The following is a 17,234-nucleotide window of genomic DNA, read 5'->3' on the forward strand; positions in this document are numbered from 1 at the left end:
CATAGTAACTGTGCGAGATTGATAAAAACATTTATTTGTTAGATCGGTACTTATTTGTGTCTGTTAAACTTTGAAAAACCAGCGTTGGCGATACATAATTACTGCAACTACCCACCAAAACAAGACGGTGACGAGAGCAAATAATAGCGAACCGTTGAATGTGCCAGCCCAAGAGGCGAAAATATTTTGGTAAATCCAATCGTAGGTGCTGGGGGCTTTTTCACCAGTACCGATATTGGTTTTCACTAAGATTTTAATTAGTAAAACAGAAGCAACGAAAAGAGCGATCGCATTTAAGCCCATGATTTCAAATGGTTTACCCCAGCGCTTTATTCGCCGAACTTCGATGAGTTCATAACAAGCAGCTAATAACAGTAACGCCCATCCACTAGTAAACACAACATAGGAACTCGTCCAGATTTTTTTGTTGATGGGAAATGTCCACCCCCACGCCCAACCAATAATCAAGCAACCGATACCAAATAAAGCTAAACCGATACTTGTACGCGATTGTACGGGTTGAGAACGTATCCATTGCCCTGTGAAATAGCCAGCAAGAACGCTCACAATAGCAGGAATCGTACTGAAAAGTCCCTCTGGATCTCCCATCAAATTGAAACCATCACCTTTATACAGATGTGCTTGCGGTATAATCAGGCGATCGATATATGCGCCGAAGTTACCTTCCCGTGTCAATACACCAGCTCCATAACCAGGTACGGGTACATACATCATTGCTAACCAATAGCCAATGAGTAGTACGCCTGCTAATATCCATTGCCCTTTACGCGGTAACTTCAGGACTGTTAAGGAAGCGAATAGGTAAGCCAGACTAATTCTTTGTAACACCCCCATAATTCGGATGCTGCTCAGGTCAAAAGTCCAAATCCCTTTATTCCAAAAACCATTGAGTAGCAAACCTAAAGCAAAAAGAATCGCCGCGCGGCGCAAGATCCGCCAGTAAACACCCGATTGAGGTTTTTCTCCTTCGGTGTACTTTGACAGCGAAAAAGTCATTGCCACACCAATAATGAACAAAAAGAAGGGAAATACTAAGTCAGTTGGTGTGCAGCCGTTCCATGCGGCATGGTCTAAGGGAGGATATTTATCATCTGCGACTCCCGCCATATTAACGAGAATCATGCCAGCAATGGTAATACCTCGAAAAACATCAAGTGAGGTCAGACGCATAGCAGGAAATTTATCTTTGAAATATCTAACATTACTCCTGCTGTTGCAGACGATCGAGTAAAGTTTTTAGACTAACATACAAGTTAAAATTTTGTAAAGTTTACCTTTAACAACTAGGGTACACATGGCGCATTTCAAAATGGCTCTGTTCCCAAAGTGGGAGCAATGCTTGCTTTGCTGCGTTCATCTGAGGTTGCGAGCAGTTAATTTTTCCATTTTCTATAATAATCCAGATCAATATCTGAGTTAATAAATCTGCGTTAAATCTTTTTTCGTATACAGCATTATTCATCCTCTGCACGTGTTTTTCTTAGCAACTAACAGCATTCTTAAAATTATTAGGTTTCCTATATACTGGGTTACTGCTATGAATTATCTACATCATCTATATTTTTAAAATCCGATAGTCAAAACCTTGTATCCATTGGATAAATTGTTGAATTGTTTCTAAAAATGACATTTAATAATTTATTTGAAGATATATTTTCTAATTAGTAATTTATCAAGTCATTTTAAATGATGCAGTGATGTCCAATACTGTTAAGGAGTGTTGAGTAAAGCAAATCACATTAGTCATCTTGAAGCAAGAGAATACCTCAGAGACAACAAAGCGAATGGTAGTGGTTTACTACTCGGAACTCAAGACAGACAACTCAGCACAGCAAAATAGAGGTAATACTACTACTTGAGAAAGAGTGAAGACCGATCCAGCTATTTACCACCCTCTTCTTAAAATGATTCTATAAGAACTAATTTGATTCTCTTTGCGCGGATCGACCGTCTGATGCGAGTGTTAGTTAAGCCCTCTCCACAAGCCTATGCAACCAACTAATCCAAATCAATTTACAGAAAAAGCTTGGGAAGCGATCGCCCATACCCCAGATATTGTTAAACAATATCAACAACAACAGATAGAAAGCGAACACCTGATGAAAGCGCTGCTAGAACAAGAAGGTCTAGCTAGCGGAATTTTGACGAAAGCGGGTGTGAATCTGCAAAAAGTCCGAGATCGCGCCGAACAATTTATTCAACGTCAGCCGAAAGTATCCGGTAGCAGCACTTCTGTTTACTTAGGACGCAGCTTAGATACTCTGTTAGATCGGGCGGACGCTTATCGTAAAGAATTTAAGGACGACTATATTTCAATTGAGCATTTATTGTTGGGTTATGCCAAAGATGACCGCTTTGGTAAAGCTTTATTCCAAGAATTTGGTTTAGACGAAGGCAAGCTAAAAAATATTATTAAACAAATTCGGGGGAGCCAGACAGTGACCGACCAAAATCCAGAAGGTAAATACCAATCGCTGGAAAAATATGGGCGTGACCTTACAGAAGCAGCCCGTAAAGGTCAACTCGATCCGGTGATTGGCCGCGATGATGAAATTCGCCGCACAATCCAAATTCTCTCTCGTCGCACCAAGAATAACCCCGTACTCATTGGCGAACCAGGTGTTGGTAAAACTGCGATCGCCGAAGGACTAGCACAGCGAATTGTCGCTGGCGATGTTCCGCAATCCCTCAAAGACCGCAAGCTGATCGCCTTAGATATGGGCGCTTTGATTGCTGGGGCCAAATTCCGGGGTGAATTTGAAGAACGCCTGAAAGCAGTATTAAAAGAAGTTACCGAATCTGGCGGTAATATTGTTCTATTTATTGATGAAATTCATACTGTTGTTGGCGCTGGTGCAACCCAAGGCGCAATGGATGCGGGTAACTTGTTAAAACCCATGTTAGCCAGAGGCGAGTTGCGCTGTATTGGGGCGACAACTTTGGATGAGTATCGCAAATATATAGAGAAAGATGCAGCCTTAGAAAGACGCTTCCAACAAGTTTATGTAGATCAGCCCAGCGTGGTAGATACAATCTCTATCTTACGGGGGTTGAAAGAACGGTATGAAGTTCACCACGGCGTGAGGATTTCTGATAGTGCTTTAGTCGCCGCTGCAACATTATCCAGTCGTTATATTAGCGATCGCTTCCTGCCAGATAAAGCCATCGACTTAGTAGACGAAGCCGCAGCCAGACTGAAAATGGAGATTACCTCCAAGCCAGAAGAACTTGACGAAATCGATCGCAAGATTTTGCAACTGGAAATGGAGAAGCTATCTCTGCAAAAAGAAAGCGATTTAGCTTCTAGAGAACGCTTAGAAAGGCTGGAAAAAGAACTCGCAGATCTCAAAGAAGAACAAAGAACTCTGAACGCCCAATGGCAATCTGAAAAAGATGTCATCACCAAAATTCAGGCGGTAAAAGAAGAAATTGACCGAGTTAACCTAGAAATTCAGCAAGCAGAACGGAATTACGACCTTAACCGGGCTGCGGAGTTGAAATACGGCAAGTTAACCGATTTACACCGCAAGTTAGAAGCCGCCGAAAGCGAACTGACACGTGCCCAAGGTACAGGAAAATCACTGCTGCGGGAGGAAGTAACTGAAGCCGACATTGCGGAAATCATTTCTAAATGGACAGGGATTCCCATCAGTAAGTTGGTGGAATCGGAGAAAGAAAAACTGCTGCACTTAGAAGACGAACTGCACCGTCGCGTCATAGGACAAGATGAAGCCGTCACAGCTGTAGCCGATGCGATTCAGCGATCGCGTGCTGGATTAGCCGATCCCAACCGTCCAATTGCTAGCTTTATTTTCCTAGGCCCCACAGGTGTTGGTAAAACCGAGTTAGCCAAAGCCCTAGCAGCATATATGTTCGACACTGAAGAAGCATTAGTGCGAATTGATATGTCTGAGTACATGGAGAAGCACACTGTTTCGCGCTTAATTGGTGCGCCTCCAGGATATGTTGGCTACGAAGAAGGCGGACAACTGACAGAAGCAATTCGCCGTCGTCCTTATGCAGTGATTCTCTTTGATGAAATCGAGAAAGCACACCCGGATGTATTTAATATCTTCCTGCAAATTCTCGATGATGGTCGCGTTACCGATGCCCAAGGCCATACGGTAGACTTCAAGAATGCAATTATTATCATGACCAGTAACATCGGTTCGCAGTACATTCTCGATGTCGCCGGAGACGATCTGCGCTATGACGAAATGCGCCATCGGGTACTAGAAGCTATGCGCAATAGCTTCCGTCCAGAGTTCCTCAACCGCATTGACGAATTTATTATTTTCCACAGCTTGCAGAAGCGGGAATTGCGGCAGATTGTACAGTTACAAGCAGATAGATTGCGTCAAAGACTTAGCGATCGCAAGATGTCCTTGAGATTATCTGATGCGGCTCTTGACTTTTTAGCTGAGGTTGGATACGATCCCGTGTTTGGAGCGCGTCCACTGAAGCGAGCAATTCAACGAGAATTAGAAACTCAAATTGCCAAAGCTATCTTGCGCGGCGAATTTCACGACGGCGACTCTATCTTTGTAGATGTGCAAAATGAACGCCTTTCCTTCAGCCGTTTGCCTGTTGAGGTGTTTACTAGCTAATCTGGTTATTCCTAACCTTATACAAAGATGCCAAGAAACTACAAAGTTCTTGGCATTTTTTTTAGTAACCTGTTATACCAATTATCGAAAAATCTGATACATAGACATTCTGTGTAGGCGTTTAAGCATTGCTCAACCCTTACCACATATTTGTATCATGATTAACTTAACAAGGTATTACAAGTAGCGATCGCTATTCGGTTGTTCTTGCAATATCTATATGTTGATGCTGTCTAATTATTACCAAGGCATGAATTTAAATCATCTTTTTTAGTCAATAATATTCTACCGTAGTAGATTAAAATAAATTACAATATATTTTTGATAATCATCCTTTTAATAGTTGACTATTTATCTGTATTTATGCATCTCAAACTCAATCCACCATAGCTTTTACAGAATTTTCTTAGAAAACAAACCAAGCTTATTCAAAGCTAAAATATGCAACCCGGAATTAGATTTGTTTGTCATGTAGTTGTGAGTAGATTAAATAATTTTCATCAGAGGAGCAAATATCTTATGGCGTTAGAACAGGTAAAAGCTTTTTATGACCTTTTAACATCAGACCCAGCAATTTACGATCAATATTTTAAGAAATGCTGTACCCAAGGATTTTTTGGCAGTTACCATTGGGATAAAACAAAAATTGTCAGATTTGCTGCTACTCATGGCTATAACTTCAATGAAACTGAACTAGATCAAATCTGGTTTGAAGGCGAGTCCAGCTTTACCGAAAATTCTCTAAATTTAGCATAATCTGGCAATTTTTATTAAGAATTAAGCATAAATATTGTCAAAGTATGCAATGCTTAGGCTAAATCCCTTTTTCTTACCTGGGCTTTCTTTCAACTTCATTAATAAATGGGGCAAGAGACATCCAAAGCCTTTTTGAAGAAGAAGATGAGTAGGTTGTTATTCCTGTAATTTAGACTAAGAAGTACACAACGACTTAGGGAAACTAAGTTAAAAAATTATTTGATTTAAAGACGCTTTCTTATAGGAAAGCGTCTTGGCTAGAAATTGCATTAAAATATAGAATCTGGCTGTTGCAAGAACTCTATTTCTTCTGGAGTTGAAGGACGTCCTAAAATACTATTTCTATGAGGAAAACGCCCAAAACGCTCAATTATTTCCATATGACGAAAAGCATATTTAATTGCACTAGCACTTTCTCTATCGTGACTAATTTGCTGAAATAGCTTCACGCAGCGTCGCTGATCCTCTAGGTTTTCGCTATGTTCAAAAGGCAAATATATAAACCAGCGTTGTACAGGCAAAAATTCCCGATCGTAGCCTCTAGCTACAGCTTGCTGTGCTGCTGAAAGCGCTTCCCAGTCAGTCGCAAAAGCTTCGGGAGTTCCACGAAACATATTTCGCGGAAATTGATCTAGCAGCAGAATCAAGGCTAGACAGGTTTCCGGCCAATCTACCCAATCGTCTAAAAATCCTGCTGCTGCTTTTCGGTAATCTTCAAGAAAACGGCTGGTCAATTCCCGATCGAAATCCGTTGTTGTACGAAACCAAAAATCCCTAGGTTTGCCGTAACTCGGTTCATCAGGATGGCCAAACCAGAATTCCAAAATAGCTTTTGCCTGTGACATTGCTGTTATTGACCCTTACAAAGCACTTGTCGCATTTTACGCATATTCGCAGGCAACTCAAAGTTCATTGCTTGCTGAATAATAATAGATGGGATCAGCAGATTAGGCGTAGCTCGGACATTATAAGCTAGCAATGTACCATTACCGCAATCTTGCAGTTCTAAATTGGCTTTAAAGTCTTCAAAAGTCCCTTTTTCCATCCGAAATTGGATTTGTTGCCCCAATACTTCTACAACATTGAGGTAGATTTCTACCTGTGCTGTAAAAAATAAAAAAGCTTTTTGTGCTGCTTGATACAGGCGTTTCACCTCGCCTTTAGACAGAACCTCACTTTTAGTAATATCTGGAAAATAATGTACCCAACGGGGGTAGTCAGTTAATTGCTGCCATACTTGCGATCGCACTAGTGGCACGTACATCCAAGCTGTGACAGCACCACCCCAGGCCGTGTGCGATTCTGTTCTAACAAAGATTTCACCCTGCATGAGCAACTTTTGCTCGTTTTGGCTCAAAGGCATATCCGAACCTATAATAATTGAGTCTGAGATAGGAGACGCAGACATATTGATTTTAGTTACTCCTCAAATCAACCACCTTACATGGTTTAAACTCCGAGCCATCTGACTGGATCGAGTCTAACCGCTTCAATTCTAGTTCCACTCAACCAGATAAAATTTCCGGAAATAGTAATTTCTCGGTAAATATTTAGTGAATATACTTAAAAATATGTACTTATTATGAAAACAAATTAAAGAAAAAATAGAGCTAATTTTACGCCAGTAAGAAATTTAGCTCAAAAATAAAATTCTACAGGATAGAATGGCACAAACATCATTAAATATGCAAGTTCAATTCAGTAAATATTTAGGTCATAGGCAGAATAAATGAGTCAGTCTTCTTTAAATCGTAGATTAACGCAAATTTTTGGTATCCTATTAGGCATAGGCATAGCCGTGTGGCTACTGAGAGGATTCGGTCTGCTGACTTTTATTCCTGGTGGCATTATTTGGCTATTATTACTAGGAGCGATCGCCATTGGAATTCTCAGCTACGTGCAAAAAATCTGGTGGCGTTTTTAACATTTACTCCTTCATCAATTAAACACGATGAGGCAGAAAAAGCAGGGGGAGACAAAAGAGTGCGGGGAGTTTTCTTCTCCCTCTTAGCTATCTCTCCTCTTTGCCCTATGACCAATGCCCCCAAGTTATGATACAGTGCTGCCAGCAGTATATATATAGTCAAGCAAATTCAGCAATTCTCTGGGGGAAGCACAATGGCAAAGTATATATGTACTATTTGCGGCTATGAATACGATCCAGAAGTAGGCGATCCTGACGGTGGGATAGAACCAGGAACAGCCTTTGAAGATATCCCAGAGGATTGGGTATGTCCAGCTTGTGGGGCGACAAAAGATGAATTTGAATTAGTAGAAGAGTAAAGTTAACAGCTAGCCTAGTAAAGTAGGTACTGTTGAGAGATTTTTGAACTTGTTGCCATTAAAAATTGTTGTGATTGGAGGTGGGGCTGCGGGATTTTTTGGTGCGATCGCTTGTGCTAATATCAACCCTCATGCCCAAGTTACTTTACTCGAAGCCAGCCGTCAACCATTGGCGAAAGTTCTGATTTCGGGTGGGGGACGCTGTAATGTCACTCATGCTTGCTTTGAGGCGCAGAGGTTGGTGCAAAATTACCCAAGAGGTGGCAAAGCCCTCCTCGGTGCTTTCACTCGCTTTCAACCTCAAGATACAATAGCTTGGTTTGCTGCCCGCGGAGTTCAGCTTAAAACTGAAGCCGATGGCAGAATGTTTCCCATCACCGATAATTCCGAAACTATTGTTGACTGTCTAATGAACGCAGCTCAAGCAGCTGGGGTAAAACTTCGTGTTGGTACACCTGTAGTAGCAGTGAAGCAACAAACCGAGACTACAGGATTTGAGATTGTCCTGAAGTCGGGAGAGATGCTAAAGTGCGATCGCTTACTGCTGGCAACCGGAAGTAGTCTTGCTGGTTATAAAATCGCTCAAGAATTAGGTCATCAAATTGAACCGCCTGTACCCTCTTTATTTACCTTCAACATTCCAGATCAAAAACTGAGAGCATTGGCTGGGATCGGTGTGAACCCTGTAAGGTTGCGTTTGTCTATTAATAACAAACCCCTATTAGAACAAACCGGGCCATTGTTAATTACTCATTGGGGTGTAAGCGGCCCATCTGTTTTAAAACTTTCTGCCTGGGGAGCCAGATTTTTACATGAAAGCCGCTATCAAGGCAAATTATCGATCAACTGGCTGCCCAATTTGCAGCAAGAAGAAGTGCGGCAAAAAATTTTAGCCGTTAAGACTGAATGGGCAAGGCGGCCAATTGCCCTCCATCGCGGAGTTGACTTACCCCACCGCCTGTGGCAATACATTCTCACCCGTATTGGTATAAATACAGAAGAGCGTTGGGCTGGCCTATCTAACAAAACCTTAAATAGGTTAGTAGGAGAACTCATTCAGGGAGAATACTCAATTAACGGCAAAGGAGCCTTCAAAGAAGAATTTGTCACCTGTGGAGGTGTGAATCTTAAAGAAATCAACTTCAAAACAATGGAAAGTAAGTTGGTTTCAGGTTTATACTTTGCTGGAGAAGTCTTAGATATAGATGGCGTTACTGGTGGATTTAACTTCCAGAGTGCTTGGACTACTGCCCACATAGCTGGTAATGCTATGGGAATTAGTAATTAACTAAAACCAGATCTTCTATCTCAGTACTTGCGCCGACGGAACTCTAGCATAAATATGTAAGCCAGATTTTTCTTCATATTATCAACACAAACTAAATTGAGTAGGACAGAAAAATTAAATACTCCGTAAAGATGCGATGAAATCTGTAGCTCTGGGAGCAAGAAATGCTAAGTTCTAACTAGCCAATGCTATTCTACGTGAAGCCAAAATTTAAGTTAGATGAGACTAGTAGCCCTAAAACCATTGAAGTATCTACCGTCTAAAGTTCATCCCTCTCTTGAGATAGATTCATTAATTCTTATTTGTTGAGAAAATCTCTAAGTAGTATTTACATTTGGGGAAGTCATGCTTAGTAAGACGTATTAAAGCAGTTGTTCGGAGGCTATTGTGTTGAATTTACATTGAAACATCCGAATCGATGTCACCTCTTACCAGGAAAGTAGCGCTATATTTAATACCTTAAAACCGCTACAACTGGAATCAACAGGCAGATTGGTCATTAAGCGTAATTACTACGGCAGATACACCGTCCAGTCAAGCACTGGAATTAAGAGGAAACACTTAAGTTCTTACCTAAGTCTTGCCATTACTGAAGTTTAAATAGAAAGCTAATAGGCATAAAGTATGAAAAGCTCTCTAGCTGTAAAGCCTCGCTCAGTGGGAGTAATATAGGACTTTGTGCAGATATAACCTGTGGATGTTCAAAAGTACGACGGAAAAAACGAGTCTATTGAAGTGCTTTACTAGTTTGGCGATCGAGTGCGATCGCGCCACCCGCAGTTAGCAATCAGGTAAAAGAAAAATTATTCATGACTAAATAATCACAGTAAAATTTATGACGATTAAGACTGTAACAAATACCCGCTTAAGAGATGTCCCCCTTGATTTAAGAGCATCTGTATCTATACAAGTAAGAAAGGGTTTATGGTGGCTACGACTGACAACACTGGTTTCAGTAGACTGTGCTGTTCTATTCGCAGCTTGGATATTAGCAAAATATCACACTAATGCTGTAGATTTTTCTTGGCAAACACCAAGTAGTTTTTCCGTCATAATGATGACTGTTGTTATTCAAATAGCCGCGCTAGCACTACAAGGTAACTATCAGCCTGGTAAAAAGCGTTATGACTATTTGAACATTATCAAAACGCTGACTTTTGCTCAAGGACTAATCTTAATTGTCGGCTTTTTATATCAACCTCCTATTAATATTACACGCTCAACATTAATCTGGTCTTGGTTGCTCAGTACATCTTTTGTTTGTGCTGGAAGAGCAGCAGCAAACATGGCACTTGAATATCTTCGTCATCGGCAAATTTTAGGACAGTCAGCTGTTTTTATTATTTGTGAGCCTGAAGAAACTGAAAAAATTATTAGCTTTATTAAAAAAGAAAAGCGTTACATAATTTGTGGAACAGCAAGTGCTAGATGCTTAGATAGATATTATCGCCAGGAAACTTTAGAAAAGCTCAATCAGTTAGGAGTAACAGAAGTTTTTATTGCTTGGAGTGCTATCAAAAACCGAATGTTTATTAGATGGTTATTTCAGGCATCTGGCATCACAGTTCATCTTTTATCGGTAGAAATAAAAAATATTTATAGAAATGTAGAATTTAATCAAATTGGCGGCATAACTTGTCTCAGCTTAGATTGCCCAATTCTCACCAGTAAAGATTTTTGGATCAAGAGAAGTCTGGATTTTTGCCTAGCTGCGACAGTAGTACTTTTATTACTTCCTGTCTACATAGCGATCGCTATAGCAATCAAGCTAGATTCTCCTGGTTCAGTATTTTACAGGCAAACGCGTATAGGTTTACGTGGTAAACCTTTTCAAGTTTGGAAATTCCGCACTATGAGGTCTGATGCAGATAAGTTGCAGAAAGAATTAGAAGCATTAAATGAAACCAAAGATGGCATTATTTTCAAAATTAAAAATGACCCTCGAATTACACGTGTTGGTTCGTTTCTTCGCCGATATAGTTTAGATGAATTACCTCAACTTTTTAATGTGCTATGTGGAGAAATGAGTTTGGTTGGGCCTCGTCCCTTACCTACCAGAGATGTAGATAAATTTTCCGAGCATCATTTTATTCGTCATGAAGTTTTACCTGGTATTACAGGACTTTGGCAGGTTTCAGGCAGATCCGACATCTTAGACTTTGAACAAGTGATCAAGCTAGATCTTAACTACATTGAAAATTGGTCACTTTGGCTAGATTTTGAAATTTTACTCAAAACAGTCAAGGTAGTTTTAGCAAAAGAAGGGGCATACTAGCAAAATTGTAAATCTAACTAATTACAGGGATTTTCAAAAGTTGTTAACAGATATTCCAGAGATTTTATGATTCTTAGTCGTAAATTATCTATCTATTTTGTGCCTGCATGAATATTTATGATTGTCGTTCATATGTTATATAAAAATCCTATCTGCTACTGATTCTTTAAAATGAAATTAGTTTCTGTAATTATCCCACTTTACAAAGCAGAAAAATATATTGCAGCTACCGTGCAATCTGTACTAGCTCAAACATATAAAAATTTTGAGCTTCTAATTATTGATGATGGCTCCCCCGATCAAAGCGTAGAAATTTGTCAGCAATTTACAGATCCCAGAATTAAAATTATTCGTCAAGACAATCGAGGAGTAGCAGCAGCCAGGAACCAAGGAATTCGAGAATCCCAAGGTGAATATATAGCTTTTTTAGATGCTGACGATCTCTGGGCTCCAACCAAGCTAGAAAAGCACGTCAATCATCTGGAAAACTGCACATCTGTAGGAATTAGCTACAGTTACTCCTCTTTTATTGATGCTACAGGGAAGCCTCTCGGTCTTTATCAGCTACCTAAGACCAACAATATTACCCCTGTTCACTTCCTATTGCGCGATCCCATCGGCAGCGGCTCCAATTTGGTTGCTCGTAGAGAAGTTTTTGAAGCAATTAGATTTGAAGACAATATTGATGGCACAGTCGAAAAATTTTATTTTGACGAAGATCGACAATTGCACCCCTCAGAAGACACTGAATGTTGGCTGCGCATTTCTCTAAAGTCCGATCTGAAATTTGAGGGAATTCCAGAAGTCCTAATTCAGTATCGCTTGCACTCAGGAGGATATTCTCACCAGTTTGAGAAGAAGGCAACATCTTGGGAGAAGTTCTTAGAAAAAGCCCATTTCTACGCACCAGACCTAATAGCGCAATGGGAGAACGCTGCGAGAGCCTATCAGTTAACCGCCATAGCTCGGAGGGCAGTTAATCAAGGAAACGGTTCAATGGCGCTAAAACTGAGCTATCGAGCTTTAGCTACCTACTGGCGTATCCTACTTGAGGAGCCGCGCCGCACAATGCTAACTTTATCTGCTGCCTGTTTACTCTTTCTATTACCTAAAACTCTCTACTGCCAGATGCAAACCTTGGCTTTCGAGACTGTTTCTGCTGCTCAAAAACGTCGCTTGAGTTATCACGAGCGTTACTGAGCAAAAATCGCCTGATATAGTCCAATAAATCATGCCGAAACCGATGAAAATCCTAAACAGTAAATCTTGGTTAAGTTTTTTAACTGTTAAATCGAATGTTCCCATTTAAGAGGCGCAAATGCTTAAAGTTCTAGTACTTGCGGAACAGGTATTCACAATCTTGTCATTGGTACTTTTTTCAGGTGGGCCTCTAGTTGTCATTCTTTCTGGAGGTGTTAGTGAAGGAGATATGATATCAGGTCCACCTGATTTTCCCCAAATTCAGCTGCTCTTCTTGTTAAATTATTTAGTAACGCTCTTTCTCCTAACTTTGCGATGGAAAAAGGCGATTTATGTCTTTAATAAAGCGACTGTCATCTGGTTGTTAATCGGGATTTCTGTAGTCTCCATTCTTTGGTCTTTTACTCCGGCAATAACTAGAATGCGCAGTCTCGCCTTAGTTGGAAGCAGCTTATTCGGGCTTTACCTAGCTTCTCGATACAGCATCAAAGAGCAGTTAAAGTTACTGATGTGGACTTTTGGCACAGTACTAACATTAAGCCTATTATTTGCAGTCGCTTTACCCAAATATGGGATCATGGGTGGGATTCACGCAGGTGCTTGGCGCGGAATTTACGTCCACAAAAATATTTTCGGAAAAATGATGGTACTTAGTGCATTAATATTTTGGCTTCAGGCTTCAAGCACCAAACAAAAGCGTTGGTTTCCCTGGCTAGGTTTAGGCTTATCGGTTTGCTTTTTATTGCTGGCAAAGTCAACAACATCCCTAATAAACATAGTCACGCTTTTTACTTTAATACCCATTTATCAAACTTTGCGCTGGCGTTATCATCTAATGATTCCTGCTGTGATTGCTATAGTTACCTTTAGTAGCAGCCTGTCTCTGTGGATAACTTCTAATGCAGCGACTCTACTAGGCACTTTGGGTAAGGATACCACACTCACCGGACGTACAGATATGTGGCCTTACATCTGGGAGATGATTGAGAAACAGCCTTGGTTGGGCTATGGATACAGCGGATTCTGGCAGGGTTGGAATAGTCCAGCTGCCTATGTCTGGCGTGCAGTACAGTGGTCAGCGCCAAATTCTCACAATGGCCTTTTAGATCTTTGGCTCGAATTAGGCGCTTTAGGAGTAGCAGTCTTTTTGCTGGGATTTTGGGCAACTTTTATTAGGTCACTAGCCTGGTTACGCCAGACCAAATCTTCAGAAGGTTTTTGGCCATTATTGTATTTAACAAATATGGTTATGGCAAATTTGGGTGAAAGTTCGCTATTGAACCACAACGATATTTTTTGGGTACTCTACGTAGCAGTGGCACTCTCTTTATTTATATTGCCTCAACAACAAGCAAAAATCTTGACAAGAATGCCCGCATCAAAAATTACAGCTTGAATTAAAAATGAAGAATTTAAATGCTCTCCAGTCGCGGCTGACTCGCATATTTCAGAAACCTATGGTGCAAGGAACCATATGGATGTTGATTGCTCAAGGGCTGCGTTTGGTTTTACAAGCTATGTACTTCATAATTATTGCTCGCGTCCTAGGAGCAGAATATTATGGGCAGTTTGTGGGAGCAACAGCACTAGTGGCAATTTTATCTCCATTTGCAGGTTTGGGCAGCGATACTCTTCTTCTCAAGAATGTAGCAAAGAACAGAGGTTTATTTAAAGATTACTGGGGAAACGCCCTGTTGATGATTACTATTACAGGGCTGGGATTGATGGTTTTATTAATACTTTTTGCCCCAATTTTCTTGCCGCGAACAATTTCTCCGTTATTACTATTTTTAGTCGCTTTAAGCGATCTTATTTTTACCAGTATTATATTTTTGTCATGCCAAGCTTTTCAAGCTGTGGATCGCTTGAATATCACAGCTCAGATAAGTACACTGGCGATGCTCTCTAAAGTAATCGCTGCGATCGCTCTACTGTATTTTTTCCCTCAACCCAACACCATAGACTGGGCATTTTTATACTTAGGTAGCAGCGTAGTTTCAGGATTAGTAGCTATTTTCTTCGTTACTTATTACCTAGGAACTCCAAAATTAGCCCTATACCGGATCAAGCCCGAACTCACTGATGGCTTTTTCTTTGCCGTTAGTGCTTCTTCCTATACTATTTATAATGATATCGATAAGACAATGCTGGCGCGCCTTTCAACTCTAGAGGCGACAGGAATTTATGCAGCAGCTTACCGCTTAATTGACGTGGCATTTGTGCCAGTGCGTTCGATAACAGCTGCTGCCTATGCACATTTTTTTCGAGAGGGAAAGGATGGCATCAGTCAGGCATTAGCTTTAGGTAAACGTCTTGTAAAGGTCGCTGGTTCTTATGGCTTCATCGCTAGTATAGGCTTGCTGTTATTTGCCCCTATCGTGCCTTATATATTAGGGGATGAATATGCGGGCGTCGTAGAAGCCTTACGCTGGTTGGCACCGATTCCCTTTTTGAAAGCCATACAGTGTTTCGGTGGTGATACTCTGAGTGGTTCTGGTTTTCAGAGTTTGCGCAGCGCCGTACAAGTAAGCATAGCTGTACTAAATATCTTACTCAACTTTTGGCTGATTCCGCTTTACTCCTGGAAGGGAGCCGCTTGGTCTAGTTTAGTTTGCGATGGGCTGTTAATGATAGTTCTATGGGCGGTAGTAGCTTTCCTGTACCGAAAACAAAGCTCAAAATATCAAGGAGGGTAATTTAATGAGAGATGACCGCGTCACATTACAAATTAATCTAGCTCCTACGGACTTGCCCCATGCGGTACATATCTTACCGCATCAACTTCGGCAGTGGGCGAGACAAGTAGATGAAGTTTTGCTGGTCTTAGATACCCATCAAAGTCGCGGGCGTTTTGCCGAAGGTTGGGAAGAAAGGCTGCCCAAGATGCGAGACCTCATCAATCGGTGTTGTGCTGCTTACCCAAACACCCATTTCCAGGAAGTAGATTACTCTCCTGAAGTCATGGCTAGTGTTGGCTCCTTATTTTTTGCTCAACCATCAGTCCCAACCAAAGACTACCGCGGTGGCCCTTTTTATTCCTACTTTTTTGGTTTGTATGCTGCCAAGCACAATTATGTATTTCATATGGATTCAGACCTAATGTTTGGTGGTGGAAGTCAAACCTGGATTGCTGAAGGAATACAGCTGTTAGCTAACAAGACTGATGTTTTGACTTGTAGCCCGTTACCCGGGCCACCAACTTCTGATGGTCAATTAAAAACGCAAACTGCTGAAACAGAACCTTATGCTTCTTTGGCTTTCCGTTTTTCTCATTTTAGTTCAAGGCTGTTTTTGCTAGATAAACAGCGCTTTAGCACTAAAATGCAACGACTGCGTTTAAACCCTCCTGCTTTCAGCAATATCGTCAAAGCTTGGATTGAAGGCAATCCTCCCTACGAAATTCCAGAAGTACTCTTTACCCAGGCTATGGTAGAACATGGACTGTTTCGAGTTGACTTTTTGGGTCAGGAACCTGGAATGTGGTCTATTCATCCTCCTTACCGTTCAGAGACTTTTTATCAAAAACTCCCAGAACTAATTCAAAGAATTGAAACTGGTAATATTCCTGAGGCTCAACGCGGAGATTACGATCTCAACGACTGTTTAATAGACTGGACAGATGTGCGAGTGGCTTTGCAGAAGAAATACTGGCGCAGGCGATTGATTAAGAAATTGATTCCCATCTGAAGCCAAAATTTGGAATAATACATGGTTAAACCACTCATTAGCATTGTTATAAACAACTACAACTATGGCAAATTTCTCCGCGATGCCATTGACAGTGTTCTAAATCAGACTTACCCAAACATTGAAGCGATCGTGGTTGATGACGGTTCTACGGATAACTCTCATCAGATTATCGCTAGCTACGGTTCCCGAATCATCCCTGTACTCAAGTCTAATGGTGGACAAGGATCGGCAATCAATGCAGGTTTTGCTGCTAGCAAAGGAGAGATTGTAATCTTCTTAGATGCTGATGATTACTTGTTCTCGGATAATGTGGAGCAAGTAGTCGCAGCCTGGAAACCCGATGCTGCAAAGGTGCAATATCGAATGAGAGTGGTTGATGCGATCGGGAACTTTATATGCATCTATCCAGTGCCAGAATTACCTTTCGATCGGGAAGAAGTTTTGCCAATTTTGCTTGAAAGGGGGCAATACACAACAACGGTAACTAGTGGCAATGCTTTCAGTCGCTCCGCCTTGGCTCAAATTCTGCCGATGCCAGAATCTGAGTTTCGCATTTCTGCTGATGGCTATTTGGTTACTCTTGCACCCTTTTATGGTCGGGTAATTTCCATAAATAAACCTCTAGCAACTGGTCGGGTACACGGAAGTAATTTTTGGGCGATCTCTGGCGAATCAATTCCATCTGAGAGATTGCGCAAGTCAATCAAGCATGACTTTCAGAAGTATAAATTTTTGTCCAGCAAAGCTACTGAATTAGCATATACAATCTCCCACAAGCTGGGCGATCGTGATTACTTTCACTTGATGAATCGGCTTGCTTCTTTGCGCTTAGATCCACAAAATCATCCTTTTCCTACAGATTCACCTTTAGAATTAGCTGGCAAAGGGTATTGGGCAATTTGGAAGTATACAGAGTTTCCGGGCAAAAGAAAGTTGATTTTGAGTACCTGGTTTATTTGGGTTGGTTTAATGCCTAAGCCTTTAGCTAAACCAGCTATTAATTGGCTGCTGAATTCCCAGACTCGTCCCCAAATTATCAATTGGTTAATCAAAATAATTCGCTCAATCACTCACTAATCACCTTCTCTGTTGAGGCGAAACTATAAGTCTATTT

14 protein-coding genes are annotated in these 17,234 nt (G+C 41.0%); 11 read left to right on the plus strand and 3 right to left on the minus strand.

Annotation, left to right across the window (positions count from 1 at the left end):
• Positions 1-63 precede the first annotated feature (63 nt).
• Positions 64-1,191, minus strand: coding sequence for an acyltransferase family protein (locus AACU33_RS13495; protein ID WP_096589182.1), 1,128 nt, complete (start codon positions 1,189-1,191; stop codon positions 64-66).
• Between the two features lie 818 nt (positions 1,192-2,009).
• On the opposite strand from AACU33_RS13495, the gene clpB reads away from it, so the two are divergent.
• Together clpB and AACU33_RS13505 are read left to right on the plus strand one after the other, a co-directional pair.
• Positions 2,010-4,628 (plus strand): ATP-dependent chaperone ClpB, encoded by a 2,619-nt coding sequence (clpB, locus tag AACU33_RS13500; RefSeq protein WP_096589184.1) that lies wholly within the window; start codon positions 2,010-2,012, stop codon positions 4,626-4,628.
• A gap of 519 nt (positions 4,629-5,147) precedes the next feature.
• A complete protein-coding gene (locus AACU33_RS13505) occupies positions 5,148-5,384 on the plus strand; it encodes a Nif11-like leader peptide family natural product precursor (RefSeq protein WP_096589186.1) in 237 nt (78 codons plus the stop codon).
• 269 nt (positions 5,385-5,653) lie between these two features.
• On the opposite strand, the gene AACU33_RS13510 is transcribed toward AACU33_RS13505, so the two are convergent.
• Both AACU33_RS13510 and AACU33_RS13515 read right to left on the minus strand, forming a co-directional pair.
• Positions 5,654-6,229: a DUF924 family protein gene (locus tag AACU33_RS13510; RefSeq protein ID WP_096589188.1), complete on the minus strand. Its 576-nt coding sequence runs from the start codon at positions 6,227-6,229 to the stop codon at positions 5,654-5,656.
• A gap of 5 nt (positions 6,230-6,234) precedes the next feature.
• Positions 6,235-6,792 (minus strand): SRPBCC family protein, encoded by a 558-nt coding sequence (locus AACU33_RS13515; protein WP_096589189.1) that lies wholly within the window; start codon positions 6,790-6,792, stop codon positions 6,235-6,237.
• 321 nt (positions 6,793-7,113) lie between these two features.
• Between AACU33_RS13515 and AACU33_RS13520 the strand changes: the two genes are divergently transcribed.
• The 9 genes from AACU33_RS13520 (at position 7,114) to AACU33_RS13560 (ending at position 17,197) form a co-directional block, all read left to right on the plus strand.
• A complete protein-coding gene (locus AACU33_RS13520) occupies positions 7,114-7,308 on the plus strand; it encodes a hypothetical protein (RefSeq protein WP_096589190.1) in 195 nt (64 codons plus the stop codon).
• Between the two features lie 194 nt (positions 7,309-7,502).
• Entirely contained in the window at positions 7,503-7,667 is a 165-nt protein-coding gene (gene rd / locus AACU33_RS13525; protein ID WP_086683410.1) for a rubredoxin, read from the plus strand.
• 49 nt (positions 7,668-7,716) lie between these two features.
• Positions 7,717-8,955 (plus strand): aminoacetone oxidase family FAD-binding enzyme, encoded by a 1,239-nt coding sequence (locus AACU33_RS13530; RefSeq protein ID WP_096595248.1) that lies wholly within the window; start codon positions 7,717-7,719, stop codon positions 8,953-8,955.
• An 835-nt stretch (positions 8,956-9,790) separates the two neighbouring features.
• Entirely contained in the window at positions 9,791-11,230 is a 1,440-nt protein-coding gene (locus tag AACU33_RS13535; protein ID WP_096589191.1) for a sugar transferase, read from the plus strand.
• Positions 11,231-11,401: 171 nt separating this feature from the next.
• On the plus strand, positions 11,402-12,430 hold the full coding sequence (locus AACU33_RS13540; protein WP_096589192.1) for a glycosyltransferase family 2 protein: 1,029 nt from the start codon (positions 11,402-11,404) through the stop codon (positions 12,428-12,430).
• 229 nt (positions 12,431-12,659) lie between these two features.
• Positions 12,660-13,826 (plus strand): O-antigen ligase family protein, encoded by a 1,167-nt coding sequence (locus AACU33_RS13545; RefSeq protein WP_339375989.1) that lies wholly within the window; start codon positions 12,660-12,662, stop codon positions 13,824-13,826.
• Positions 13,827-13,833: 7 nt separating this feature from the next.
• Positions 13,834-15,126: a flippase gene (locus tag AACU33_RS13550; protein ID WP_096589194.1), complete on the plus strand. Its 1,293-nt coding sequence runs from the start codon at positions 13,834-13,836 to the stop codon at positions 15,124-15,126.
• Positions 15,127-15,130: 4 nt separating this feature from the next.
• Complete coding sequence (locus AACU33_RS13555) at positions 15,131-16,117, plus strand: hypothetical protein (protein ID WP_096589195.1); 987 nt, start codon at positions 15,131-15,133, stop codon at positions 16,115-16,117.
• Between the two features lie 21 nt (positions 16,118-16,138).
• Positions 16,139-17,197 carry a glycosyltransferase family 2 protein gene (locus AACU33_RS13560; RefSeq protein WP_096589196.1) on the plus strand — a complete coding sequence of 353 codons (1,059 nt, stop codon included), beginning with the start codon at positions 16,139-16,141 and terminating at the stop codon, positions 17,195-17,197.
• Positions 17,198-17,234 lie beyond the last annotated feature (37 nt).

The organism is Calothrix sp. NIES-2098, assembly GCF_963875125.1.
Taxonomy (GTDB): Bacteria; Cyanobacteriota; Cyanobacteriia; order Cyanobacteriales; family Nostocaceae; genus Aulosira.

Bases quoted from the DNA above. Each gene is read 5' to 3' on its own strand.
- AACU33_RS13495 (WP_096589182.1), bottom strand. From the start codon at position 1,191: ATGCGTCTGACCTCACTTGATGTTTTTCGAGGTATTACCATTGCTGGC.
- clpB (WP_096589184.1), top strand. From the start codon at position 2,010: ATGCAACCAACTAATCCAAATCAATTTACAGAAAAAGCTTGGGAAGCG.
- AACU33_RS13505 (WP_096589186.1), top strand. From the start codon at position 5,148: ATGGCGTTAGAACAGGTAAAAGCTTTTTATGACCTTTTAACATCAGAC.
- AACU33_RS13510 (WP_096589188.1), bottom strand. From the start codon at position 6,229: ATGTCACAGGCAAAAGCTATTTTGGAATTCTGGTTTGGCCATCCTGAT.
- AACU33_RS13515 (WP_096589189.1), bottom strand. From the start codon at position 6,792: ATGTCTGCGTCTCCTATCTCAGACTCAATTATTATAGGTTCGGATATG.
- AACU33_RS13520 (WP_096589190.1), top strand. From the start codon at position 7,114: ATGAGTCAGTCTTCTTTAAATCGTAGATTAACGCAAATTTTTGGTATC.
- rd (WP_086683410.1), top strand. From the start codon at position 7,503: ATGGCAAAGTATATATGTACTATTTGCGGCTATGAATACGATCCAGAA.
- AACU33_RS13535 (WP_096589191.1), top strand. From the start codon at position 9,791: ATGACGATTAAGACTGTAACAAATACCCGCTTAAGAGATGTCCCCCTT.
- AACU33_RS13540 (WP_096589192.1), top strand. From the start codon at position 11,402: ATGAAATTAGTTTCTGTAATTATCCCACTTTACAAAGCAGAAAAATAT.
- AACU33_RS13545 (WP_339375989.1), top strand. From the start codon at position 12,660: ATGATATCAGGTCCACCTGATTTTCCCCAAATTCAGCTGCTCTTCTTG.
- AACU33_RS13550 (WP_096589194.1), top strand. From the start codon at position 13,834: ATGAAGAATTTAAATGCTCTCCAGTCGCGGCTGACTCGCATATTTCAG.
- AACU33_RS13555 (WP_096589195.1), top strand. From the start codon at position 15,131: ATGAGAGATGACCGCGTCACATTACAAATTAATCTAGCTCCTACGGAC.
- AACU33_RS13560 (WP_096589196.1), top strand. From the start codon at position 16,139: ATGGTTAAACCACTCATTAGCATTGTTATAAACAACTACAACTATGGC.